Origin of the sequence: Sphingomonas sp. GlSt437, from assembly GCF_048015635.2 — a bacterium.
Taxonomy (GTDB): domain Bacteria; phylum Pseudomonadota; class Alphaproteobacteria; order Sphingomonadales; family Sphingomonadaceae; genus Sphingomonas.
In genome coordinates, this window is sequence record NZ_JBPGYA010000001.1 from 1,554,911 (window position 1) to 1,578,246 (window position 23,336).

The window sequence follows — 23,336 nt, forward strand, 5'->3', positions numbered from 1 at the left end:
GACCAATCATGCTAGCGGCACTTCAGAACCTAAAAAGGTGGAATTGTGCGCCTTACCGGCAAAACGTTGGCGATCGCTGCGGCACCCGCGCTGGTTGGCGCGGCTTTTGCCATGCCTGCAGTCGGTGCCGAGCAGGCCGTGCGGGGCCGTGCTGCCGCCAATGATGCGCCGGTGGCGGCGCTGAGCTTCAACCACTTCACCCCTGCCGCCGCCGATCCCAAGCTAGCTGCGTTGCTCGCGCGCTCGGGGCTGGACGGGCAGGATTTTCACTTCACGCCGGCGCAATCGCATCGAGCAAGCCCGCGTGCGGTAACCGTAGCGGTGCGCGCGCGGAGCGTCGCGGCAGTGCAGGATGCGCGCCTTGTCCGGACTGATATCGGCAATCCTGCTACCGTTGGCTTGAAGCCGATTGCCTATAATCTGGGCGTCGCGGTGGGTTGGAAGCGCTTCGCCGTGTCGGGTGACGTGACGCGGATCGATCTGTCGGGCGTGCCGGGCAGCCGCGAGACCGCCGATGTCGGCGTCAGCTATTCGGGCAAGCGCTTCGTTGGGCGCGTCGTCGCGAGTGCCGACCGGCCATTGGCCGATACGCCCAAGGCGGGCAGCGACGGGCCGAGCTATTCGGTTGACGTCGGCGGCTCTTACACGATCTCGCGTCGCATCGATCTGACCGCTGGCGTGCGCTATAAGTCGCAGAATTTCCGCCTCGACCGGTTGACCGATGACCGGCGTGACAGCCAGGCAGTCTATGTGGGAACGGCGCTGCGGTTCTAACGGCGCGGGTGCGGTGTCATAGCCACGCGTCGATTGATGCCCATCCGTAGAAGCCTGCCGCGATAAGCGCTTTACCGCGTTTGCGATCGACGCCGCCTAGCGCGATGACGGGCACAGATGCCCGCTGCGCCAACATCAGGGCTCTGACGCGGCTAAGCGGGCGTGCGCCGGGGTGCGATTGCGTTGCGAAGATCGGCGAGATCAGGATCAGATCAGCGCCGGCCCGAATGCCCGCTATCACTTCTCGGCGATTATGGGCGGGCCAAGTGCGCAAACCGCGCACCGATCTGCGCCCGCGACCATGAGTTCCGGCTTCCCGTTGCCCGAGCGGACCGGCACCGGCGCGGATCAATACCAGCCGCCGTCGCGCGGCAATCGCTGCCACGCGCTTGAAGAGAGCGCGCCGTTCGGCTGGCGCCAGCGAATAGTGACGGAAGACGATTCCAGCACCTCGTGGGAGCCGTTCGAGTGCAGCCCACAGCCGCTCGTCCATCCGCTCGTCGGTCATCAGCCAAAGGCGCGGCAATCTAGTGTTCTTACGGGGGTAGCGGCGCGGCATCCCCCTCCCTATAGCAGCGCCCATGCCGCCAAGCGACGCCGCCGACCACCTCTCCCAAGTCCGCCACCGTATCGATCGCGCCGCGCGCAAGGCGGGTCGGTCCGCAACCGACGTGACGCTGATTGCGGTGTCCAAAACGCATGGCCCCGGTGCCATCCGCCCATTGCTCCAAGCGGGCCAGTGCGTGTTCGGTGAGAATCGCGTGCAGGAAGCGCAGGAGAAGTGGCCGGCGCTTCTTGCCGAGACGCCCGACGTGGCGCTGCATCTGGTCGGCCAATTGCAGTCGAACAAGGCAGATGCGGCCGTTAAGCTGTTTAACGCCATCCACTCGGTCGATCGGCCATCGCTGGTCACGGCCCTCGCGCGGTCAATGGATAAAGCGGGCAAGCGCCCCGATTGTTTCCTCCAGGTCAATATCGGCGATGAGGCGCAAAAGGGCGGGTGCGTGGTCGCGGAACTCCCCGAACTGATCGCCGCTGCTCGCGCGGCTGAGCTCCCGATCGCAGGCCTGATGGCGGTGCCACCGCTCGGCGTCGAGCCTGCGCCTTATTTTGCTTTGTTGGCGAAGCTCGCCCGCGATCACGGCCTTGCCGGGCTCAGCATGGGGATGTCGGGCGACTATGAAACGGCGGTGACGTTGGGTGCCACGCACGTTCGTGTCGGCACGGCGTTGTTTGGGGATCGCGCATGATCGGGCCACTGCCGGTGCGTTTCCCGGGCATCATCTTCGATTTCGACGGCGTGCTCATCGAGAGCGAATATATCGGCAACAAGCACATCGCCGAGTATCTGACGCGCATCGGCCACCCCACCAGCGTAGAGCAATCGATGGCCAATTTCATGGGGTTGGCGGGCAAAGAATTTATCGCCGCGATCGAGCGCTGGATCGGTGGGCCGTTACCGGCCGATTTCCACGATGAGCGCGCGCGCGAGGATGCCCGCGTGATGGAGGCGGGGATCGGCGCGGTGGCCGGCGCCGTCGCTTTCGTGTCGGCATTGCCCGCCGATCTGCCAATCGCGGTGGCGTCCTCGAGCTCGACTCGCTGGATTGCTCGGCACTTGGACCATATCGGCCTCGCGGATCGATTCGGGGGCCGGCTATTTTCGGGCCGCGAGCATGTCGTGAACGGCAAGCCGGCGCCCGATCTCTACCACCATGCCGCTGCAGCCCTTGGCCTCGATACGCGCGATTGCGCGATCATCGAGGATTCGCCGGTCGGTGCGACCGGTGCGGTGGCATCAGGCGGTTATGTGATCGGCCTTGTCGCTGGCCAGCATTGCGCGCCCGATCATGGCGAGGTGCTGCTCGCCAAGGGCGTCAGCGCCGTCGCGCGCAATTTCCAGGAGGTTGCGCGGCTGATCGCCTAGAACTCGTGGCCCGTCCGGTCGCGCTTGGTGGCGAGATAACGCTCGTTATGCGGGTTGGCCGGCAGGATGTGTGGCACGCGCTCGACCACTTCGATGCCTGCTGTGGTAAGACTCGCTGCCTTGGCGGGATTGTTGGTCAGCAGTCGCACGCGCCTTTGCCCGAGCAGCGCCAGCATCCGCGCCGCGACGCGAAAATTGCGCGCGTCGACCGCAAAGCCCAGCCGGGTATTGGCGTCGACGGTATCGAATCCCTGATCCTGCAGCGCATAAGCGCGCAGCTTGTTGATCAGGCCAATGCCGCGCCCTTCCTGCCGCAAATAGAGCAGGATGCCCCAGCCATTGTCGGCGATTGCTTTGATCGCGGCCTGGAGCTGCGGCCCGCAATCGCATTTCAGGCTGCTGAGCATATCACCAGTCAGGCATTCGCTGTGGAGGCGCACCAGCGGCGGCTGGCCGTTGGGCTGGCCGATCAGCAGCGCGACATGCTCGCCGGGCATTTCGGGCGTGCGGAACGCGACGATCTCGGCGTCTTCGACGGCCGCGACCGGCAACCGGGCACGAGCCGCGATCGTCAGCCGTTCGGCATCTTCATGCGCGTCGATATCGGCGTCGGTAACGCGCGCTTCGGCGTCGCCGCCGGGGATTACAAAGAAAGCTGGCAGGATGCCGGCGAGCATTGCCAATCTCAAGGCAGCCTGCGCCGGCGCGCGCGCACAAAGCTCGATTGCCTCGAACGGCCCTTTCATCGGCGTGTCCATATCGAGCTGCGGGTCGGCGAGCGCCGTGGCGACCGGGAGATCGATCCACGCTGCCCGCCGCACCAATACCGGCGCATCGGGTTCGGCCGCGGCTAACTGATTGGCAAGCTTGAGCGTCACCGCCCGACCGGCGGAAATCAGCAGCGACGCGGTGCGATCGGGATCGAACGCCTCTAGCCGCTGCGGGTCGGCCGTTTCCACCGCGAGCATCGCTAGGCGCTCGCCACCCGCGGTCAGCGCAATCGGCCACCCTCGGCGCAGCGCGTCGATCGCGCGCGCGGCGGCGTGGGGGTCGGCCGCGTCGCTCACAGCGCGAGCGTTGTGATAATGGGGACGTGATCGGAAGGCTTGTCCCAACTCCGCGCCGGCTCGATCACTTCATGCGCTACGGCCGCCGCGGCAACATCGGGGCTTGCCCACATATGGTCGAGCCGCCGGCCACGATCGGACGCCGCCCAATCTTTGGCGCGATAGCTCCACCAAGTGTAAAGCCGCTGCGGCGCGGGGATGAAGCGCCGGCCGAGATCGACCCAGCCATGCGCCGCCTGCAATTGTCCCAGCGCCTCCACCTCGACCGGCGTGTGGCTGACGACATCGATCAGCTGCTTGTGGCTCCACACGTCCGATTCGAGCGGGGCGATGTTGAAATCGCCGATCAGCAGTGTCGGCTCGGCGAGCGTCTCTGACCAGCGCGTCATCCGTTCGACGAAATCGAGCTTCTGCCCGAATTTGGGGTTGAGCGCGCGATCGGGAATGTCGCCGCCAGCGGGCACATAGACGTTATCAAGCCTGAGCCCATTGGGCAGGCGCACGCCTATGTGCCGCGCCTCACCATTCGCCTGCCAGTCGAGCCGGCGCTCCTCGATCAGCGGCACGCGGCTGACGATCGCCACGCCATGGTGCATCCGCTGGCCGTGGATCACGACATGCCGATAGCCGAGGCGCTGAAACACGGCGTGCGGAAAGTCATTGTCGACGACCTTGGTTTCCTGGAGGCAAAGGATGTCCGGCGCGTGCTCGCGCAGGAATTTCTCGACAATGGCGCTGCGAAAGCGAACCGAATTGATGTTCCACGAAGCGATACGGAGCGGCTCGGACATCGCCGCGATGTAGTCGCGCGTCGCCGATCCCGCCAGCCCCCGCTACTCGAGACATGGAAAGGCCCTCGCTCCGGGGGCATGGAACGAGGGCCGACCTAGCGTTCGTCACGCAGGCTGGAAACGGTGACCTTCAGGCAACAGGGGGAAAATCCTGACGGGCCGTTTCCGCAGTGTCGTTTTTATCCATGCCAACCTGTCGCCAGCATGAATGAAATTGTCGGGGTTCGTTCAGCTTCCAAAAGGTTCAGCGCGCCCGGCGGGTCGGATCGACCCAATCAAACGCATTGCCGGCGATGGGGACGCCGAAGCGCGGGTTGCTCAGTCTTACGATGGTCCGGTTGTTTTGCGCATCAAGCGCGACCCAGCCGAGCAGCGTCAGGCCCGCAGGGCCATTGCCGCCGCGCGAAAAGGTCAGCGTGATGCGACCATATTCGGGGTGCCGCAGGTCGCGCGCTTCAACCGACAGCAGTCGCGGATCAGCGCCGGGGACGACATGCGCGAATCGGGTCAAGTCGCTGTCGGGGTTGATCAACACGCCCAGCGGCGAATTGCCGATCGGCCAGCGCTGCTTTTGGCGCACAGAATAATCGATGAACCACAGGGCCTTGCCGTCGCCGACGATCAGAATCGGCACGCCCTTCTCATATTGGAAGCGAATGCGGCCCGGCTTCTTGATCGTCAGCGTGCCGGTGACGACCTTGCCGTTGCGATCGGTCTGCGAGAACTCGGCGACCATGCTCTCGATGCCGCGCAGATGCGCTTGTACCTTGGCAAGATCGGCATCGGGCGCCGGCGCGGCAGCAATGGCTGGGGCTGCGAGCGCCGTGGCAGACAGAGGGGCGAGCAGCCAGCCAGCCAAAGCGAATTTCACCGGATGATGCCTTTCAAGTCTTTGGAATTGTCAGCGTCGGTTGTGCTGCCGCCATTTAATCGCGGCTGAACGGCGCGGTTAAAGTGGTCGACCGTCTTCGTCCATCAGCACTTCGCGGCGGCCGACATGATCGGGGCGCGAAACAAGGCCGTCCTTCTCCATCCGCTCGATCAGCCGTGCAGCAGAATTATACCCGATGCGCATCTGGCGCTGCAGCCACGACGTCGATGCCTTCTGGCTTTCGGCAACGAGCTGCCGTGCGGCGCGATATTGCTGGTCCTCAGCCGAATCTTCGCCGTCTGGCGCGCCGTCGAGCGCGAAGCCGTCCTCGGGCTCCTCGGTGACCGACGAGATGTAATCGGGCTTGCCCTGCTCGCGCCAATGCTGGGCGACGGCCTGCACTTCGTCATCGGAGACGAACGGGCCGTGGACGCGCGCGATCTGCTTGCCGCCGGGCATGTAAAGCATATCGCCCTTGCCGAGCAGCTGCTCGGCGCCTTGCTCGCCGAGAATGGTGCGCGAGTCGATCTTGCTGGTGACGTGGAAGCTGATCCGCGTCGGTAGATTGGCCTTGATGACGCCAGTGATCACATCGACCGAAGGCCGCTGTGTCGCCATGATGAGGTGGATGCCCGCCGCGCGCGCTTTTTGCGCTAGCCGCTGGATCAGGAATTCGACATCCTTGCCCGCCGTCATCATCAAATCGGCGAGTTCGTCGACGATCACTACGATCTGCGGCAGCGGCTGATAGTCGAGCTGTTCTTCCTCATAGACCGGCTGACCGGTGTCGGGGTGATAGCCCGTCTGCACCCGCCGGCCGAGCGGTTGGCCCTTGGCACGCGCCGCGCGCACTTTGTCGTTGAAGCTCGCCAGGCTGCGGACGTTGACCGAAGCCAGCATGCGGTAGCGGTCCTCCATCTGCTCGACCGCCCATTTGAGCGCGCGCACTGCCTTGCCGGGCTCGGTGACGACGGGCGCGAGCAGATGCGGAATGTCGGCATACATCGACAATTCGAGCATCTTGGGGTCGATCATGATCATCCGGCACTGATCGGGCGTCAGCCGGTACAGCAGCGACAGGATCATGCAGTTGAGCCCGACCGACTTGCCCGAGCCGGTCGTACCCGCGACCAGCAGATGCGGCATCGGCGCCAAGTCCGCGATCACCGGATCGCCGGCGATATTCTTGCCGAGGATGATGGGTAACTGCGCTGTCTGGTCTTCGAACTGCGCGCTGGCGACGAGTTCATGAAGATTGACCGTTTCGCGCCGCGCATTGGGCAGCTCGATGCCGATGACGCTTCGGCCGGGGATCGTCGCCACGCGCGCCGACACCGCTGACATATTCCGCGCGATATCATCGGCAAGCTGGATGACGCGGCTTGCCTTGATGCCGCTCGCTGGCTCTAGCTCGTACATGGTGACCACCGGGCCGGGGCGAACCTCGACGATCTGGCCTTTGACATGAAAATCGTCGAGCACCGATTCGAGGAGCCGGGCATTGCGCTCGAGCGCCGCCTTGTCGATCGCGGTCGATGCGGGGCCGGCGGGCTTTTTGAGCAGATCGATCGGCGGCAATCGGTAATTATCGCGCAGATCGAGGCTCGCTTGTTTCGCCTTGGGCCTTGGCGGGGCGGGCGCGATGCTGCGCTCGGCGATCACGGGGCCGGGGCGATACTCGGGAATGGCGACGGCGCGGCGTGCCGGGCGAGCCGCCTCGTCCTCGGCAACCTCGCGCCCTTCTTTGGTCCCCTCGCGACGCGCGGCAAGGTCGGGCAGGCGCAGGCGCTGCGGCGCTTGTCGCCAGTCGATCTCGATCGCAATGCTGTAAAGGACAAATCCGCCCAGCGCTGCGAGTGCCGCGAGCACGCGCGAACCCCACAAGACGATGCTTGCCGATCCCGTCACATGCAATGCGGCCTGCAGGGTGCTGCCTGCCACCAGCCCAGCCACGCCGCCATAGCCTGCTGGCAGGCTGTTGATCGCATTCGGCGCGATCAGGGCAAGCGCCGTTGACAACAGTGCTACCCCTCCCGTCGCACGCGCCACGGTGCGGCCCCAGCGTTGGAATGCCACCTCGCGCCACAGTCGCGCCGCTGCCATCGGTCCCAGGACGAGGAGCAGAACGACCGGCCACCCCAGCAAGCCAAGCAGCGCATCGGCGATCAGCGCGCCGCCACCGCCCAGGGCATTGCTCGCCGGGCCGCCCGACGCAGTGCTGAACGATGGGTCACCCGAATGGTACGTGGCGACCGCCAGCGCGATTAGCGCGGTCATTCCCAAGATCGCGATTGCCGCCAGCAAGGCACCGCTGCGCCGTGCGCCGGCGCGTACGGTGTCGCGCCACAAGGGGCGTTGTGCCTGGCTTGCCATGGCTTAGGTCTCGCTCGATCGTTCGCCGATTCACCGCCAAATGTGCTTGCGATGTTACGCCGGGCAGAATCGCTTTTCCGGAGTCCGCCGTCAAGCGCCGCGATTGGCAGCCCGCCGGCAACGCGCTAAGGGCCGGGCATGGCAGAAGCAGATGTCATTATCCTAGGGGGCGGGTTGGTCGGATCGACGCTGGCGATCACACTCGACGCGCATGGGCTTTCCTCGATCGTCATCGATCCGGCAGACCCTGAGACGATGCTGGCCGCGGGCTTCGATGGTCGCGCCTCAGCGATTGCGGCGGGGCCGCAGCGGATGCTGGAGGCGATCGGGCTCGGCGCCGATCTTGAGGGCAAGGGCTGCGCGATCACCGCCATCCGCGTGAGTGATGGGCTCGACCCTGGCGCGCTCGATTTTGCCCCGGCTGCCGACGATGGCGCGCTGGGCATCATGTACGAGAACCGGCTGCTGCGGCAGCTTTTGTATCACCGCGCGTCGGCTGCGGCGCAGATTGATCTGCGCATGAAAACGCGCGCGCTATCGGTGGATCGCGGCGAGGCGGGTGTCGTGGCGCTGCTCAGCGACGGCAGCAGCGTGCGGGCGCCGCTGCTCATCGCAGCGGAAGGGCGCAAATCGCCGACGCGCGAAGCGGCCGGTATCCGTATTGCCACCTGGAATTATCACCACAACGCCATCATCACCGCGTTCAACCATGAGCGCGACCATCAGCAGACGGCGTTCGAAATCTTCTATCCCGCCGGGCCATTCGCGATCCTGCCGCTGCTCGATGACGAGCACGGCCACCGCTCGGCACTGGTGTGGACAGTGTCGGAGCGCGATGCGCCGGGCATGCTCAAATTGTCCGATCGCGGCTTTCTGGCCGAGGCGAGCCGCAATATGGGCGGCTTTCTGGGCGAGATCGGCAATCTAGCGCCGCGCTCGACTTATCCGCTCGGCTTCCACCATGCCGCGCGCATTACCGATCGGCGGCTGGCGCTGGTCGGCGATGCGGGGCACGGCATTCACCCCATTGCGGGGCAGGGCCTCAACCTCGGTTTTCGTGACGTCGCGACGCTGGTTGAGGTGCTGGTTGAGGGCAAGCGCTTGGGGCTCGACCTCGGCGATCCGCAAGTGCTGACGCGCTATGAGCGCTGGCGCGGCGTTGACACGCTGATGGTCGCGGTCGCCACTGACGGCCTCAATCGCTTGTTCGGCATTCCCGGCAAGGCAGCGAGCGCGGTGCGGCGCTTTGGCCTGTCAGCGGTCGAGAAGCTGCTGCCGCTCAAGGCACGTTTCATGGCCGAGGCACGGGGCGAAAGCGGCGATTTGCCGCGGTTGCTGCAGGGCGCGATGGCTTAGTCGCTGGGCGGCGCGGCTGGGGTAGCCGCATCGCGTATGACCGGATTGCCAATTCGCCGATCGGTTTCGATCTGCTCGATCGCAACCACGCGTTTCGGGTCGAACAGGTTGGCGAAGAACAGCCAGACCATCATCGCGCCGCCGTGCACGCGTCCTTTTTGCCGGCGCAACGCCTTCACTGCAGCGTCACCCGTTCATCACCATCATGGCGACCGAAAAATTGCATCAGCTGGACAAGCAAGTCGGCGCGCGCGTCGAGGTCGGGGGCTTCGAGCAGGGCTTGCTTGGCAGCGATATCGAACGGCGCGATCTGGGCGACGCCGTTGACCAGCGCCTCGTCGTCAAGCCGTGACACCGATTCCCAATCGACCGCATAGCCTTGCTGATCGGCGAAGCGGCGCGATTCCATCTCGAGCGCCGCACGATTGCCCAGCGATAAAATCTCCGGGTCATCGGCAGGCAGCGGCAGCAGCTCGGCCTCGATCTGGCGGAACGGCGTTGTCACATCGAGCTCGCGGATCACGCGGAACAACCGCTGTCCTTCAAGGACGAGATTGTAGCGCCCATCATCAAGCATCTCGAACTGGCCGATTTTGCCGACACAACCAATGTCGAACAGCGCGGGCGCCGCGTCGTCATCGCCGCTAAAATCGGGGCGCGGCTGGATCATGCCGATCCGCCGATCCCGCGCCAAGGCATCGCTCATCATCGCGCGATACCGTGGTTCGAAAATGTGGAGCGGCAAATGGAGGCGCGGAAACAACAGCGCCCCGGCCAGGGGAAAGACGGAGAGCCGCGTGGTGGCGCGCGTCGCCATCATCCGAACAGGATCGCTGACAATTTGCGCCGCTGTGCCGCGACCCACGGGTCTTCGATGCCGACCGCTTCGAACAGCTTGAGCAGGCGTTGGCGCGCGGCGCCCTCGTTCCATGCGCGATCATGCGCGATCATGTCGAGCAGCGTCTGGGCGGCGGCATCGCGATCACCTGCTGCCATCTGGCCACCGGCGAGCTCGTAGCGCGCCTCCATATCGTCCGGGTTGGCGGCGGCACGTTGGGCGAGTCCGGCAAGATCGCCCACGGGTGTTGCTTCCCGCGCCAGAGCCAGCGCAGCCTTGGCCTGCGCCAGTTCGGGAAGCGTAGCGACGTCGTCGGGAAGATCGGCCAAGGCGGTGTCGGCTTCGTCGACCCGACCCCCCGCGATCAGCGCGCGCACCCTGCCGGCGGCAATCGCCGGGTGATCCGGCGCCATTTCGGCGAGCTGGTCGAAAATCGACAGCGCACGCACTGCATCGCCTTCGGCCAACACTTGCTCGCCCATCGCGATCAGCGGCTCAAGCTCGGCTTCCTGGGCGGCGTCGGCCGACCCGACGGGCAACTGCCGCAACAACTGGTCGAGCGATTGGCGCAACTGCGATTCGGTGCGCGCATTGGTCAGATCCGCGACGAGCTGGCCCTGGAACATCGCATAGACGGTCGGGATCGAGCGGATCTGGAATTGCGCGGCGATGAACTGGTTCTTGTCGGTGTCGATCTTGGCGAGCACCACGCCCTTGTCGGCATAGGCAGCAGCGACCTTTTCCAGCACCGGCCCCAGCGCCTTGCATGGCCCGCACCATTCGGCCCAAAAATCGATGATGACGAGGCTAGTCATCGACGGCTCGACCACGTCGCGGCGGAACGCCTCGACGGCCTCGCGGTCGGTGCTGCTCATCCCTAGCGTCGCCAAGTCTTGGTCCTCATGCCTACTGATTGCCAGTGCCTTATGTGGTGGCTTTGCGGCCGAAGCCAAGCCTTTTCGGCACGCGCGTTGCCTATGCCACTTGCCCCTTGCCAAGGCATAGGCGCGATGCTAACCGCCGCGCCTCACCCAATCGCCGGCCTTGATGAAAGCGCCCAGGCGGTTCGATGCGCCAGAGCGGGCGTAGCTCAGGGGTAGAGCACGACCTTGCCAAGGTCGGGGTCGAGGGTTCGAATCCCTTCGCCCGCTCCAGCCGATCGACGGTGCTGATAACGCCCTATTTTCGCGAGGATATGCCCGCACGGTCACGGCACGGCTTTGCTGCTCGGCGAGCTTGATTTCGAACGGGAACGTGGAGCGGGTAGCGGGAATCGAACCCGCGTATTCAGCTTGGAAGGCTGCTGCACTACCATTGTGCTATACCCGCGCCCGAAGCCAAGCGGTTAGCGCTGGCCGGGCTTGCGCGCAACCCGTTCAGTGCTGGCCAGCGGTTGGCAAGCACCGTAGCGACCGCTAATCATTTCGATCGTGTTGCGTAGCGTAGCGTCGGCGCCGCGCATTCGGGTCGCGCCGGCTGTTTTTGCCAATCAGAAACAACGCCAATGGAGGCTGCCCAATGCGACTTTCCCACCTGTTGCTCGCGTCCCCGCTTGTCCTGCTTGCCGTGCCCGCCACCGCCGCGCCAGGCGACGAAGCCAAGCTGAAGGCGATCGAAGTCGCCTGGGGCAAGGCGCTGGTCAAAGCCGACACCAATGCGATCAAGACCTTCACCGCGCCCGAATGGACGTTCCAAGGCAGCGGCCCCAAGCCGCAGACCCGCGCCGAGGCGCTGGCCGACCTCGCTTCGGGCAAGGAAAAGCTGACGAGCTACACCGTTCGCGACCTGCGCGTTAAGGTGATCGGCGATGTCGCCTATGTCGCTGGTTATGACGATGAAAAGTCGAGCTATGACGGCAAGGACACCAGCGGCACTTATGGCTTCCTGGACGTGTTTCAGCGCCGCAACGGCAAATGGGTGGCGCTGGTGACGCAGGGCGGCAAAGTCGGCAGCTAAGCGCTTAGCACCGGGGCGGGTCGCGCGTGGCCCGCCCAGATGCTTCACGGCTTGCTTACCATTATATGCGTAAGCAGGCCGGGCGATGCTGCACGATCCCGCCCTCGCTCATGCTGCCAAGGCTGATCCGCACCCGGCGTCCGCCGTCAGTACCGGCGTCGGACTTGCTGGGCTTGCTGGGCTTCTTGTCTGGTGCGCGGTCGCCAAATGGTTCGGCATGGCTGGGCCGCTTGCCGCGCTCACCAACATCTTCGCGTGCGGCGTGCCGATGGTGCTGTGGTCGGTGTTCGTCGACAAGGTCCATCGCCGCCCCTCGACCGGCATCGACTGGTCGCGCAAGCCGCGGCTTAAGGAAACGCTCGACACAAGCCTCACCAAGCTTGCCGGGCTGTGGGCGACCTGGGCGCTGATCGCACTCATTTACGCCACCGGGCGGTTCTATTGGCGCGGTAATTTCCTGTTTTCGATGCAGGTGTTCACCGTCGTGGCGCCAGTGTTGTTCGGTGCGTCGATCCCTTACGTCATTTGGCTCGACCGCAAGCTCATTGAACCCCGGGACGGCGCCTGGCACCTCGGCGCGTGGATGATGAGCCTGGAGGGTGTCGATCGCGAGATGATCTACGCGCATCTGCGCGCCTGGGGGGTGAAGGCGTTTTTCCTGGCGTTCATGCTCGCGATCGTGCCGCCGGGCTTTGCCGATTTCGTCCGCGCCGACACGCATCTGCTGCTCTCTAATCCGGTCGCGCTCGCCAATTGGCTGATTACGTTCATGTTCGTCATCGACGTGGCGTTCGCGACCGTGGGTTATGTGCTGACGATGCGCGCGCTCGATTCGCATATCCGTAGCGCCAATCCTTACGCGGCGGCGTGGCTGGCGGCGCTGATTTGCTACCCGCCTTTCGTGTTGATGGGCGATGGCGGCCCGCTCGATTACCATCCCGGCACCGCCGACTGGACTCATTGGCTGGCGGACGAGCCGGTGTTGCTGGCGCTGTTCGGCGCCACGCTCGTCGCGCTGACCGCGATCTACGCCTGGGCGACGGTAGCGTTCGGCTTCCGCTTCTCCAACCTCACCCATCGCGGCATCCTGACGCATGGGCCATACCGCTTCTCGCGTCACCCGGCATACCTCTCGAAGAACCTGTTCTGGTGGTTGTCAACCCTGCCTTGGTTTACCACCGGCAGCGTGATCGACGCGGCGCGCGCGACGATCTTGATGGGCATGGTGAGCGGCGTCTATTACTGGCGCGCCAAGACCGAGGAGCGGCATTTGGGCGCCGACCCGGATTACGCCGCCTATTGGCACTGGATGGAACGCAACGGCCCGGTGCCGCGCTTTTTTGCCTTTGTATTGGGGCGGGAGCGAGCATAATTCGGCTTCCGACACGTGCCGTGAACCTGCCGAGCGGGCGCGAATGTTCCCCAATGTTCCCACTCATGTGAAGGTTTTCGCACAACAGCGTGGGCCGATAAACCGGGCGCATCGACAGGGTGAAAGAGCGGGCCTCGGGATAATCCGGGCGACGCGTGTAGGACAGCCTTCTCAAGCGTTCGCCCCTAGCGAGTACCGACATCGCTCAACTCGTTTCGGTTGCGATGTGATGTCGTCGTGATAGTCTTGCCCTCGCCATTTGGAGGGGACGGGACCAATGCTCAATCGTCGAAATCTGCTGATCGCGGCGGCAACGCTGCCAATCGCGACCAAAGTTGCCGCTGCCGGCACGGCTAACCCGCATCCTGCTCTAGTCGGCGGTTGGTCGCTGGTCGACGCGGTGACGGTTGAGCAGGATGGCAAGACCGGCCCGTGGGAAGGCAAGGCCGGGCCCTATACCGGCCTAATCGCTTATCTGCCGTCGGGTTTCATGGCGGTGCAGATCGCCAATCCGCGCGCCGGCCTGGCGCATAATGCTGATTTCACCAAGCTGCCCGCTGAGCAGCGCCTTGCGTATCTCGACAGCTATTATGCCTATTTCGCAAAATGGGAGTTCGACGCGGCGACATCGACGGTCACGCATCATGTCGTCTCGGCGCTCGACCCCAGCGAGATCGGGATCGTCTATCACCGCAAGGTCGCGCTTGCCGGCGACACGCTAACGCTGACGACGATCAACGACCCCAATTCACCGCGCAAGAGCCACAATGTGCTCACCTGGCGGCGAAGCTGACGGCCAGTTAGCGGCGACGGTTAGAAGCGCATTTCCTCGTAGATGCGGCTGACGTCGCCGCCCCAGGCGCCATTGTAGCGATCGAGCAGCAGTTCCGCTTGCGTCTTGCCCGAGCGGACGATCTCGCGGAGCGGATCGAGGAAGCCGGTTTCGTTGCTGCCGCCGGCATCGAGCCGGGCGCGGGCCGCCAACCCGGCATGCGCTATGTCGAGCACTTCGCCAGCGATGTGGCGCAGCGTACGGCCTCCAGCGATCGGCGCATCGAGGCCGAGCTTGGGGACCGACGAGCGCAGCGTTTCGCGCTCCTCCATTGTCCAGTGCTTCACGACATCCCATGCCGCATCGAGCGAGGATTGCGCGTAGATCAGGCCGACCCAGAAGGCCGGCAGCGCGCAGATGCGGTTCCACGGGCCACCATCGGCGCCGCGCATCTCGAGGAAGGATTTCAGCCGCACCTCGGGGAAGGCGGTGGAGAGATGGTCGTTCCAGTCGTCGATCGTCGGCTTCTCGCCGGGCAGGACCGACAGCTCGCCGTTCAGGAAGTCGCGGAAGCTCAAGCCGGCCGCGTCGATATAGCGACCGTCGCGGTAGACGAAGTACATCGGCACATCGAGCGCGTAATCCGCATAGCGCTCATAGCCGAAGCCGTCCTCGAACACGAAAGGCAGCATGCCGGTGCGCGCGGGATCGGTATCCGACCAGATATGGCTGCGGTACGACAGGAAACCGTTGGGCTTGCCTTCAAGGAACGGCGAATTGGCGAACAGCGCGGTCGCCAGCGGCTGCAGCGCCAGGCCGACGCGGAACTTCTGCACCATGTCGGCTTCCGAACTATAGTCGAGATTGACCTGGATCGTGCAGGTCCGCAGCATCATGTCGAGGCCCATGCTGCCGACGCGCGGCATATGGTTAAGCATGATCGCGTAACGGCCCTTGGGCATGATCGGCAGATCGGCGCGCGCCTTGTCGGGCCATAGCCCGAGCCCAAGATAGCCGAGGCCAAGCTTCTCGCCCACCTTGAGCACTTGTTCCAGATGCCGCCCCGTCTCGGCGCAGGTCTGGTGGAGATTGTCGAGCGGCGCGCCGGAAAGCTCGAGCTGGCCGGCAGGCTCCAGGCTGACGCTGCCATCGGCGCCCGACAGCGCGATAACGTTGCCGCCCTCGATGACGGGCTCCCAGCCATATTCTGTGAGCGCCATCAGCAAGTCGCGGATGCCGCCGGGTTCGGCATAGCTCGGCGCACGGTGGTCGCTCAGGCGATAGACGAATTTCTCATGTTCGGTGCCGATCCGCCAACGCTCCGCCGGCTTTTCGCCTTTGGCGAAGACCGATAATAGCTGGTCGCGATGCTCGACGACCGCTGATTTGCTATCCGAAACGGTCTTCGTGCTCATGGCGCGCCCTTTAGCGTCGCCGATGCAGCTCTGCTAGTGGGGGTCACCACCTCTTCATGCCAATCCCCCGCCATCGCCATCCAAAGCGCCACCGCGGCCGCGGCCGCAGTGTCGGCGCGCAGGATGCGGGGGCCCAGGCTGATGGGCACCGCGCCCGGTGTCGCGCGGATCAGCGCGCGCTCGTCATCGTCGAAGCCGCCTTCGGGGCCGATCAGGATCGCGGCCGGGCCGGGGTGCGCGCGCATCGCGTCCGCCGCCGGCGCGCCGCCGGTCTCATCGGCGAAGAACAGCGCCCGCGCCGTGGGCCAATCGCGGATCAACGCGGCGAGCTTCACCGGCTCGACCAGCTCGGGCACCGCGGTGCGCCCGCATTGCTCGGCGGCTTCCATCATGTGCGCTGCCAGCCGATCGAGATTGAGCCGGTCGACCACCGTCCGCCGCGTCAGCACCGGCACCACGCGCGCGGCGCCCAGCTCGCACGCCTTTTCGACCAGCCAGTCGATCCGGCCTTTTTTGAGCGGCGCGGCGCATAGCCACAAGTCGGGCACCACCTCGCGATCGCGCAGTTTCTCGCCGATCGTCAGCGCTACCTCGCGCTTGCCGATGCCGTTCACCGTCGCCAGCCACTCACCCGTCGCGCCGTCGAACAACTTCACCGGATCGCCCGATTTCAGCCGCATTACGCTGGCCAGATAATGCGCCTGCGGGCCGGTAATGGTGAGCGGCCCCGGCGCCAGCGGCGCCGCGACATAGAGGCGCGGGGTCGATTGCGGCGGCCAGGCGGGCGTGGCGGGCATGATGAAGGCCGTTAGCCTTCTGTGTCCGTTTAGTCACCCTCGATACCAAAGCGGGGCAGCGTGCGACGCATCCTGTTCCCCTTTGCGGCACAATCGGCTAGGGCGGCCGCTTAAACTTGGGAATAGCTTTGCATGTCGTCCAACCCTGTCACGCCTTTGCTCGATCAGGTCCAGTATCCGTCGGACCTGCGCAAGCTGGCGCCAGAGAGCCTGCGCCAGCTCGCTGACGAGCTGCGCCAGGAGATGATTTCAGCCGTCGGGGTGACCGGCGGCCATTTGGGCTCGGGGCTCGGTGTCGTCGAGCTGACCGTCGCGATCCACTACGTCTTCAACACCCCCGACGACCGGCTGGTGTGGGACGTTGGCCACCAATGCTACCCGCACAAGATCATCACTGGACGGCGCGATCGTATTCGCACGCTGCGCCAGGGTGGCGGCTTGTCGGGCTTCACCAAGCGCGCCGAGAGCGAGTACGATCCGTTCGGTGCCGCGCACAGCTCGACCTCGATTTCAGCCGCGCTCGGCTTCGCGATCGCCAACAAGCTTTCCGACAAGCCGGGCAAGGGCATCGCCGTCATCGGTGACGGCTCGATGTCGGCGGGCATGGCGTATGAGGCGATGAACAATGCCGAGCAGGCGGGCAACCGGCTGGTCGTCATCCTTAACGACAATGACATGTCGATCGCGCCGCCGGTGGGGGGCTTGTCGGCCTATCTGTCGCGCATCGTGTCGAGCCGCGAATTCCTCGGCCTGCGCGACATGGCGAAGAAGCTCGCCAAGAGACTGCCGCGCTCGATCGCCGAGGGCCTGAAAAAGACCGACGAATTCGCGCGTGGCATGGCGATGGGCGGCACGCTGTTCGAGGAGCTGGGATTTTATTATGTCGGCCCGATCGACGGCCATAATCTCGAGCAGCTGATCCCGGTGCTCGAAAATGTCCGCGATGCCGAACAAGGCCCGATCCTGGTCCATGTCGTCACGCAGAAGGGCAAGGGCTATGCCCCGGCCGAGGCGGCGGCCGACAAATATCACGGCGTTCAGAAGTTCGACGTGATCACTGGCGCGCAGCAAAAAGCGCCACCGGGGCCGCCGGCTTACCAGAATGTGTTCGGCGAAACGCTGGCGAAGCTGGCGAATGACGATCCGCGCATCGTCGCCATCACTGCCGCGATGCCGTCAGGCACCGGTGTCGACAAATTCGCCAAGGCGCACCCGACACGCACCTTCGACGTCGGCATCGCCGAGCAGCATGCGGTTACTTTCGCGGCGGGGCTCGCGGCGCAAGGGATGCGGCCGTTCTGTGCGATCTATTCGACCTTCCTGCAGCGCGCGTACGACCAGGTGGTGCATGATGTGTGCATCCAGAACCTCCCCGTCCGCTTCGCGATCGACCGCGCGGGATTGGTCGGCGCCGATGGCGCGACGCATGCCGGCAGCTTCGACGTGACGTATCTTGCGACGTTGCCCAACATGGTGGTGATGGCGGCAGCCGACGAGGCCGAGCTGGTCCACATGACCTACACCGCCGCCGAACATGATTCCGGCCCGATTGCGGTGCGCTATCCGCGCGGCAACGGCACCGGCGTCGCGCTGCCCGAGGTTCCCCAGAAGCTCGAGATCGGCAAAGGCCGCATCGTGCGCGAAGGCAAGAAGGTCGCGATCCTGTCGCTCGGCACGCGGCTAGGCGAGGCGCTCAAGGCCGCCGACGCGCTCGAGGCTAAGGGGTTGTCGACCACCGTCGCCGATTTGCGCTTCGCGAAGCCGCTCGACGAGGAGCTGATCCGCAAGCTGCTGACCACGCATGAAGTCGCTGTGACGATCGAGGAAGGCGCGGTCGGCGGGCTCGGCGCGCATGTGCTGACCTATGCGAGCGATTCGGGGCTGATCGATGCGGGGCTCAAGCTGCGCACCATGCGCCTGCCCGACATCTTCCAGGATCAGGACAAGCCCGAAATCCAATATGCGCAGGCCGGGCTCGACGCCGCCGCGATCATCGACACGGTGTTGAAGGCGCTGCGCTGGAACGAAGGCGTCGGCGTTGAGGAAGTAAGAGCGTAATTCCATGAAGATGGTGCGACTGGCGGCGGTTGCCGCAATGTTTGCGGCCGCCGCCGGCGCCGCGCCGGTGTCCGCCGCGACACTGACGATCATCGTCACCAATGTCCGCAATGCACGTGGCATGGTGCATGTCGATCTGTGCCGGGAGAAGGAATTCCTGAAGGACTGCGCGATTTCCGCCGAGGTGAAGTCGGTCGTGGGATCGACGACGCTGCGCATCAACAACGTCGCGCCCGGCGACTATGCGGTCCAGGGCACGCAGGACGAGAACAACAACAAGAAAGTCGACCAGGGCCTGTTCGGTATCCCCAAGGAAGGCGTCGGCTTTTCCAACGATGCACCGATCGGGTTCAGTGCGCCGAGCTGGAACAAGGCCAAGTTCACCATCACCGGCGACAAGACCATCACCTTCAGGCTGCGCTATTTCACCGGAGCGAGCGGCCCGCCCGCGAGCAAATGATCGAGAAATCGATCTTCCAGACGGTCGCGAACAGCGCCCAGCGACCGTGGCGCATGGTGATCGTCTGTCTGGTGATCGCCGCCGTCGCGTTGGGTTATGCCGCGACCCATTTCGACATGACGACTGACACCAGCGAGCTCATCTCGCCCAAGGTCGAATGGCGGCAGAATGAAGCGACGCTCAACAAGGCGTTCCCGGGCCAGACGCAGACCGCGCTGGTGTTGATCGACGGCGCGACGCCCGAGCTGGCCGAGTTGGGCGCCGCTAAGCTCGCCGCCGCGCTTGCCGAAGACACGGCGCATTTCAAAAGCGTCCGGCGCCCCGATGGCGGCGATTATCTGGCGAGGAATGGCATCCTCTTTTCGTCGGTGCCCGAAGTCCGCGCGACGACCCAGGCGTTGATCAAAGCGCAGCCGATCCTCGGGCCACTTGCTGCCGATCCCTCGCTGCACGGGGTTGCCGGCGCGATCGACACCATGCTGACCGGCGTCGATACCGGTGCGGCCAAGCTGTCCGATATCGACAAGCCGCTCACCGCGCTCGACGGTACCCTGACCAAGGTTGCCGATGGCAAGCCGACCTTCTTCTCGTGGCAGACCTTGTTCGCCAATGGCAGCGAGGCACCGCCCAAGCGCCGGCTCATCCTCACCCAGCCGGTGCTCGATTTTTCCTCGCTCAAGCCCGGCGAAGAGGCCGTCAATGCCATCTACGCGACTGCCCAAAGGCTCGGCCTCGATCCTGCCCATGGCATCACCGTCAAGGTTACCGGCGATGTGCCGCTGGCGGATGAGGAATTCGCCTCGCTCGAGGAGAATATCGGCATGGTTGGCCTGGTGATGGCCGCGGCGATGTTGGTGACGCTGTGGTTTGCGACCAAATCGGGCAAGATCGTGCTGGCGATCGTGATCACCGTGGTGACGGGGCTGATCATCTCGACCGCCGTCGGCTTGCTGGCTGTCGGGCGGCTCAACCTGATTTCGGTCGCGTTCATCCCGCTATTCGTCGGGCTGGGGGTCGATTTCGCGATCCAGCTGTCGGTCCGCTTCAACGCCGAACGGCTGGAAGGGGCCGATTACGCGTTGGCGATGGAGAATGCCGCGGCCGCGCTCGGCGAGCCGTTGGGCCTTGCCGCCGCCGCGATTTTCCTTGGCTTCGCTGCTTTCCTGCCGACCGATTATGTCGGCATTTCGGAACTTGGCATCATTGCCGGGCTGGGCATGGTCATCGCGCTTGCCTTGTCGATCACGTTGCTTCCGGCGCTCATCGTGCTGATGAAGCCGGGCGCGCCGATGAAGGAAGTCGGCTTTGCCGCGCTGCGGCCGGTCGACAATTGGCTCTACCGCCATCGCCGTTTTGTGTTGTGGGCGTTCGGCCTGTCGATGCTGGGGAGCATCGCGCTACTCCCGTACACGCGCTTCGACTTCAACCCGCTCCACTTGCGCGATCCCGATGGTCCGGCGATGCAAGCGTTGGATGACCTGATGCGCGATCCGCTGCGCACGCCCAATGTGATCTCGGTGGTGACGCCCAATGCCGATGCGGCGCGCGCGCTGGCAGCGAAACTGTCAACCTTACCCGAGGTGGCGCAGGCTGTTTCGATCGATAGCTATATTCCCGACGATCAGCCGGCCAAGCTCGCTTTGGTCCAGGATGCATCGCTGCTGCTCGACTTGACGCTCAACCCGTTCGACGTGGCGCCGACGCCGAGCGATGCCGATACGATTGCCGCGCTCAAGGCGACCAGCGCGAAGCTTGTAGCGGTTGCGGCCAGGGAGAATGGTCCTGCCGCCGACCATGCGCGCCATCTCGCGCAAACCTTCGCCCGCTTGGCGGAAGGCCCGCCGGCGCTGCGCCAACAGGCAGGCGAGACGCTCGGTGTGCCGCTCGGCGTGATGCTCGATTCGGCGCGCGCGCTGCTCCAGGCAAGCGAGGTCAATCGCGAGACGCTGCCGCCCGAAATCCGCGCTGACTGGCTCGCTGCCGACGGCCGCGCCCGCGTCGACGCGTTCCCCAAGGGCGACAGCAACAACAATCACATCCTCCGCCTGTTCTCCTTCGCGGTGCGCAAGGTGGCGCCGACCGCCACCGGCCTGCCGGTCGCGACGCAGGAAGGCGCCAACACCGTGGCGGGCGCCTTCATCCAGGCCGGCATCATCGCGCTCGCGCTGGTCAGCGTGCTGCTGTTCCTGGTGTTGCGGAGCTTTACGGAAGTCGCCTTCACGCTGGCGCCGGTGGTGCTGTCGGGCTTTCTGACGCTCGGCACGTGCGTGCTGATCGACCAGCCGATCAATTTCGCCAATATCATCGCCTTCCCCCTGCTGTTCGGCGTCGGCGTGGCGTTCCACATTTATTTCGTGATGGCGTGGCGGCGGGGTGCCACCGACCTCTTGCAATCGAGCCTGGCGCGCGCGGTACTGTTCAGCGCGCTGGCGACGGGCACCGCGTTCGGTGCGCTGTGGCTTTCCGACCACCCCGGCACCGCGAGCATGGGCAAGATCCTGATGCTGTCGCTTGCCTGGACCTTGGTTTGTGCCCTGATCTTCGAGCCGGCGTTGCTAGGGCCGCCCAAGGACAAGAGCCGCAGCTCGATCGGCTGATCGCTTAGTCGAGTGCTTTGGGGGCGTCTGGCGGACTCGGCGTTGTCGGTGCCGGCGTCGAAGCCTGATCTTGGGCAGGCGCCGTGCTCGCCGATGCTGCGTCGCCTGGCGCGGGCGGGGAGGCCGGCGCTGCGGTAGCGGGCGTGGCCTCGCCCGGCGCGGGCGCGCCAGTGGCGGGCACCGTTGCGCCGGCCGCATCCTTGGGCGGTGCCCCTGTCGTCGGCGCATTGGGATCGATCGTCGGCGTCAGTGGCCCCGGCTTCAGGCCCGCTTCGGGATCGGCGAGCGGATCATCGAAACTGTCCTTGGGCTTGGCGCCTTTGATGTCGTCAATCTCGCCCTGCCGCGCCTGGAGATAGACCGATCGCAGCGTCGCATAAGGGTCCGCCGCGCCATCGAGCAGCGCCTTGAAATCGGCATCGCTTTCGGCGCGCAGGTCGAGCCCCGCAACGAGGCCCGACGACAGCTGATAATCGCCGCGATCGAACGGCATGCCGATCGCGACCGGGTAAAGCAGATTCTCCACTTGCCCGCCAAGCAGATCGCGCAGCGTGGTGGGGCCGAAGAACGGGATGAAGATATAGGGGCCGGGCCCGACGCCATAGCGCGCCAGCGTGTCGCCCAGCGAGTTGTCATGGTGCGGCAGGCCGGCGGTCTTCGCCACATCGCCAATGCCGCCGACGCCGACGGTGCTGTTGATCACGAAGCGCGACAGCGTCCGCGCTGCCCGTTTGGGCTTCAGCTGCAGCACGTCGTTCATGAAGACGAGCGGCTCGGTCAGGTTGGAGATGATATGCCGCATCGCCGTGCGCAGGAATTTCGGCACAACATGCTTGTAGAACAGCGCGATCGGCCGGAACACGGCATGATCGGCGCGCTGGTGGAAGCTATAGAGCTTGCGGTTAAGCCTTTCCAGCGGATCGCCCTTGGCATGGCGCGGCCGCGCGGTGACGACGGCGCCCTCCACGGCCGGAGGGGCTGCCGCCGGTGAGCGCGGCGCGGGCGCGGTGGCATCGGCCGAGGGTGGCACCGGCGCCGGGGCAGGCGATTCGGGGGGCGCCGCCGCCGTTTGCGCGGCATGCACCTCCCCTGTGGCCAGCAACGCGGCGATCAGCAGCGCGCCCCCCGCGCCGCGCCGGATATCGCCTTGCTTCAGCTCGCCGCCTTGTCCGCCAGTTGATTGACATGACCGATCAGCGCGCGCACTCCGCCCTTGCCGACGATCCCCTGGAAATCATCGCGCCGCGTGGCGAGCTGGCTGATCGAATTGCGATAGAAAACGTCGATGATTTTCCACTCACCGCCGGCCTGGCGCAGGCGATAGGCGATCGCGACGCTTTCGCCGTGCGGCTGGGTGAGCGTGGTCTTGACCAGCTTGTCCGTCCCGCGCGTCTCAACCTTGGGGTCGACGACGAATTGCTGGCCGGCATAGCTGTCGAAATTCGACGAATATTGGTTGATGGTGAGCTTGCGGAACGACGCGATCAGCTGTGCCCGGTCGGCCGCCGTCGCGTTGTTCCAGCTAGGGCCCACCGAGGCGCGCGCCATGAACGGCAAGTCGAACGCGCGGTCGATCACCGGCGCGATTTCGCTGGCGCGCCCCTGAAAGCCCAGGCGGCTGCCGCCCTTCATGATCTTGATCAAGCCATCGCTCAGCGCCTGAACCGGCGCGCGGGCGGGGTCCACCGATTGCGCCATCGCGGGTGCTGCCAGAACGGCCGTGGCTATGCCAAGGCCCGTCATCAAACGAATTGTCATCGTAACCTCTTTCACGGTCGATGGCCGCAACGCGATTAGAACCACGCGCCACAGCCGTCCACCCCTGTCTACCCCAGTTGTAATGTCGCCTCTGGGCGAAAATCGGGCAAGCCCCCGAGGATCAAAAATCTCAGCGCATGAAACGTCAGGGCAC

At 65.1% G+C, this 23,336-nt stretch carries 22 protein-coding genes and 2 tRNA genes; 11 read left to right on the top strand and 13 right to left on the bottom strand.

Translation table 11 applies throughout. The features are described from left to right. The first annotated feature begins 66 nt into the window (after positions 1-66). On the top strand, positions 67-774 hold the full coding sequence (locus ACLB0R_RS07670) for a porin (RefSeq protein WP_434953809.1): 708 nt from the start codon (positions 67-69) through the stop codon (positions 772-774). Positions 775-790: 16 nt separating this feature from the next. Here the strand turns inward: ACLB0R_RS07670 and ACLB0R_RS07675 are convergent, their stop codons facing one another. Continuing rightward, complete coding sequence (locus ACLB0R_RS07675; protein WP_434953810.1) at positions 791-1,282, bottom strand: thiamine phosphate synthase; 492 nt, start codon at positions 1,280-1,282, stop codon at positions 791-793. A 73-nt stretch (positions 1,283-1,355) separates the two neighbouring features. Between ACLB0R_RS07675 and ACLB0R_RS07680 the strand changes: the two genes are divergently transcribed. Together ACLB0R_RS07680 and ACLB0R_RS07685 are read left to right on the top strand one after the other, a co-directional pair. Continuing rightward, a complete protein-coding gene (locus ACLB0R_RS07680; RefSeq protein ID WP_416642679.1) occupies positions 1,356-2,024 on the top strand; it encodes a YggS family pyridoxal phosphate-dependent enzyme in 669 nt (222 codons plus the stop codon). Further along, entirely contained in the window at positions 2,021-2,701 is a 681-nt protein-coding gene (locus ACLB0R_RS07685; protein WP_416642680.1) for an HAD family hydrolase, read from the top strand. Before ACLB0R_RS07680 ends, ACLB0R_RS07685 begins: the two co-directional genes overlap by 4 nt. Here the strand turns inward: ACLB0R_RS07685 and ribA are convergent. From ribA to ACLB0R_RS07705, 4 genes are all read right to left on the bottom strand, one after another. Further along, a complete protein-coding gene (ribA, locus tag ACLB0R_RS07690; RefSeq protein ID WP_416642681.1) occupies positions 2,698-3,768 on the bottom strand; it encodes a GTP cyclohydrolase II in 1,071 nt (356 codons plus the stop codon). The two genes, ACLB0R_RS07685 and ribA, sit on opposite strands and share 4 nt — an antisense overlap. Beyond that, on the bottom strand, positions 3,765-4,559 hold the full coding sequence (locus tag ACLB0R_RS07695; RefSeq protein ID WP_416642682.1) for an exodeoxyribonuclease III: 795 nt from the start codon (positions 4,557-4,559) through the stop codon (positions 3,765-3,767). The genes ribA and ACLB0R_RS07695 overlap by 4 nt, the downstream gene beginning before the upstream one ends. Before the next feature lie 244 nt (positions 4,560-4,803). Further along, positions 4,804-5,430, bottom strand: a complete 627-nt coding sequence (locus tag ACLB0R_RS07700) for a LolA family protein (RefSeq protein WP_416642683.1) — start codon at positions 5,428-5,430, stop codon at positions 4,804-4,806. A 78-nt stretch (positions 5,431-5,508) separates the two neighbouring features. Beyond that, positions 5,509-7,803 carry a DNA translocase FtsK gene (locus tag ACLB0R_RS07705; RefSeq protein WP_416642684.1) on the bottom strand — a complete coding sequence of 765 codons (2,295 nt, stop codon included), beginning with the start codon at positions 7,801-7,803 and terminating at the stop codon, positions 5,509-5,511. A gap of 138 nt (positions 7,804-7,941) precedes the next feature. Here ACLB0R_RS07705 and ACLB0R_RS07710 point away from each other — a divergent pair, with 138 nt between their 5' ends. Continuing rightward, positions 7,942-9,159 carry a UbiH/UbiF/VisC/COQ6 family ubiquinone biosynthesis hydroxylase gene (locus ACLB0R_RS07710; RefSeq protein WP_416642685.1) on the top strand — a complete coding sequence of 406 codons (1,218 nt, stop codon included), beginning with the start codon at positions 7,942-7,944 and terminating at the stop codon, positions 9,157-9,159. On the opposite strand, the gene ACLB0R_RS07715 is transcribed toward ACLB0R_RS07710, so the two are convergent. From ACLB0R_RS07715 to ACLB0R_RS07725, 3 genes are read right to left on the bottom strand one after another with little or no spacing between them, the layout of a single operon-like run. Further along, positions 9,156-9,338: a hypothetical protein gene (locus ACLB0R_RS07715; RefSeq protein WP_416642686.1), complete on the bottom strand. Its 183-nt coding sequence runs from the start codon at positions 9,336-9,338 to the stop codon at positions 9,156-9,158. The two genes, ACLB0R_RS07710 and ACLB0R_RS07715, sit on opposite strands and share 4 nt — an antisense overlap. Next, on the bottom strand, positions 9,335-9,976 hold the full coding sequence (locus ACLB0R_RS07720) for an LON peptidase substrate-binding domain-containing protein (protein ID WP_434953811.1): 642 nt from the start codon (positions 9,974-9,976) through the stop codon (positions 9,335-9,337). The genes ACLB0R_RS07715 and ACLB0R_RS07720 overlap by 4 nt, the downstream gene beginning before the upstream one ends. Next, positions 9,976-10,872, bottom strand: a complete 897-nt coding sequence (locus ACLB0R_RS07725) for a tetratricopeptide repeat protein (protein WP_416642688.1) — start codon at positions 10,870-10,872, stop codon at positions 9,976-9,978. The genes ACLB0R_RS07720 and ACLB0R_RS07725 overlap by 1 nt, the downstream gene beginning before the upstream one ends. A gap of 204 nt (positions 10,873-11,076) precedes the next feature. Here ACLB0R_RS07725 and ACLB0R_RS07730 point away from each other — a divergent pair. Further along, positions 11,077-11,151: transfer RNA gene (locus tag ACLB0R_RS07730), tRNA-Gly, on the top strand. A 101-nt stretch (positions 11,152-11,252) separates the two neighbouring features. Here the strand turns inward: ACLB0R_RS07730 and ACLB0R_RS07735 are convergent. Further along, a tRNA-Gly gene (locus ACLB0R_RS07735) sits at positions 11,253-11,326 on the bottom strand. Positions 11,327-11,515: 189 nt separating this feature from the next. Here ACLB0R_RS07735 and ACLB0R_RS07740 point away from each other — a divergent pair. From ACLB0R_RS07740 to ACLB0R_RS07750, 3 genes are all read left to right on the top strand, one after another. Further along, positions 11,516-11,953, top strand: coding sequence for a nuclear transport factor 2 family protein (locus ACLB0R_RS07740; protein ID WP_416642689.1), 438 nt, complete (start codon positions 11,516-11,518; stop codon positions 11,951-11,953). 85 nt (positions 11,954-12,038) lie between these two features. Further along, positions 12,039-13,325 (top strand): methyltransferase family protein, encoded by a 1,287-nt coding sequence (locus ACLB0R_RS07745; protein WP_416642690.1) that lies wholly within the window; start codon positions 12,039-12,041, stop codon positions 13,323-13,325. A gap of 277 nt (positions 13,326-13,602) precedes the next feature. Beyond that, positions 13,603-14,118 (top strand): lipocalin-like domain-containing protein, encoded by a 516-nt coding sequence (locus ACLB0R_RS07750; RefSeq protein WP_416642691.1) that lies wholly within the window; start codon positions 13,603-13,605, stop codon positions 14,116-14,118. A gap of 20 nt (positions 14,119-14,138) precedes the next feature. On the opposite strand, the gene ACLB0R_RS07755 is transcribed toward ACLB0R_RS07750, so the two are convergent. Continuing rightward, positions 14,139-15,512: a glutamate--cysteine ligase gene (locus tag ACLB0R_RS07755; protein WP_416642692.1), complete on the bottom strand. Its 1,374-nt coding sequence runs from the start codon at positions 15,510-15,512 to the stop codon at positions 14,139-14,141. Next, positions 15,509-16,309, bottom strand: a complete 801-nt coding sequence (locus tag ACLB0R_RS07760; RefSeq protein WP_416642693.1) for a 16S rRNA (uracil(1498)-N(3))-methyltransferase — start codon at positions 16,307-16,309, stop codon at positions 15,509-15,511. The genes ACLB0R_RS07755 and ACLB0R_RS07760 overlap by 4 nt, the downstream gene beginning before the upstream one ends. 132 nt (positions 16,310-16,441) lie before the next feature. Between ACLB0R_RS07760 and dxs the strand changes: the two genes are divergently transcribed. The 3 genes from dxs to ACLB0R_RS07775 are packed head-to-tail and all read left to right on the top strand — an operon-like array spanning position 16,442 to position 21,424. Continuing rightward, the gene (gene dxs, locus ACLB0R_RS07765; protein ID WP_416642694.1) at positions 16,442-18,367 is read left to right on the top strand and encodes a 1-deoxy-D-xylulose-5-phosphate synthase; all 1,926 of its coding nucleotides are present in this window, start codon (positions 16,442-16,444) and stop codon (positions 18,365-18,367) included. A gap of 4 nt (positions 18,368-18,371) precedes the next feature. Continuing rightward, positions 18,372-18,827 (top strand): DUF2141 domain-containing protein, encoded by a 456-nt coding sequence (locus tag ACLB0R_RS07770; RefSeq protein ID WP_416642695.1) that lies wholly within the window; start codon positions 18,372-18,374, stop codon positions 18,825-18,827. Beyond that, positions 18,824-21,424, top strand: a complete 2,601-nt coding sequence (locus ACLB0R_RS07775; RefSeq protein WP_416642696.1) for an MMPL family transporter — start codon at positions 18,824-18,826, stop codon at positions 21,422-21,424. Before ACLB0R_RS07770 ends, ACLB0R_RS07775 begins: the two co-directional genes overlap by 4 nt. Positions 21,425-21,428: 4 nt before the next feature. Here ACLB0R_RS07775 and ACLB0R_RS07780 read toward each other — a convergent pair whose 3' ends face one another. Then, positions 21,429-22,508 (bottom strand): MlaA family lipoprotein, encoded by a 1,080-nt coding sequence (locus ACLB0R_RS07780; RefSeq protein WP_434953812.1) that lies wholly within the window; start codon positions 22,506-22,508, stop codon positions 21,429-21,431. Positions 22,509-22,576: 68 nt separating this feature from the next. Continuing rightward, complete coding sequence (locus ACLB0R_RS07785) at positions 22,577-23,182, bottom strand: ABC transporter substrate-binding protein (RefSeq protein WP_416642698.1); 606 nt, start codon at positions 23,180-23,182, stop codon at positions 22,577-22,579. Positions 23,183-23,336: the final 154 nt, after the last annotated feature.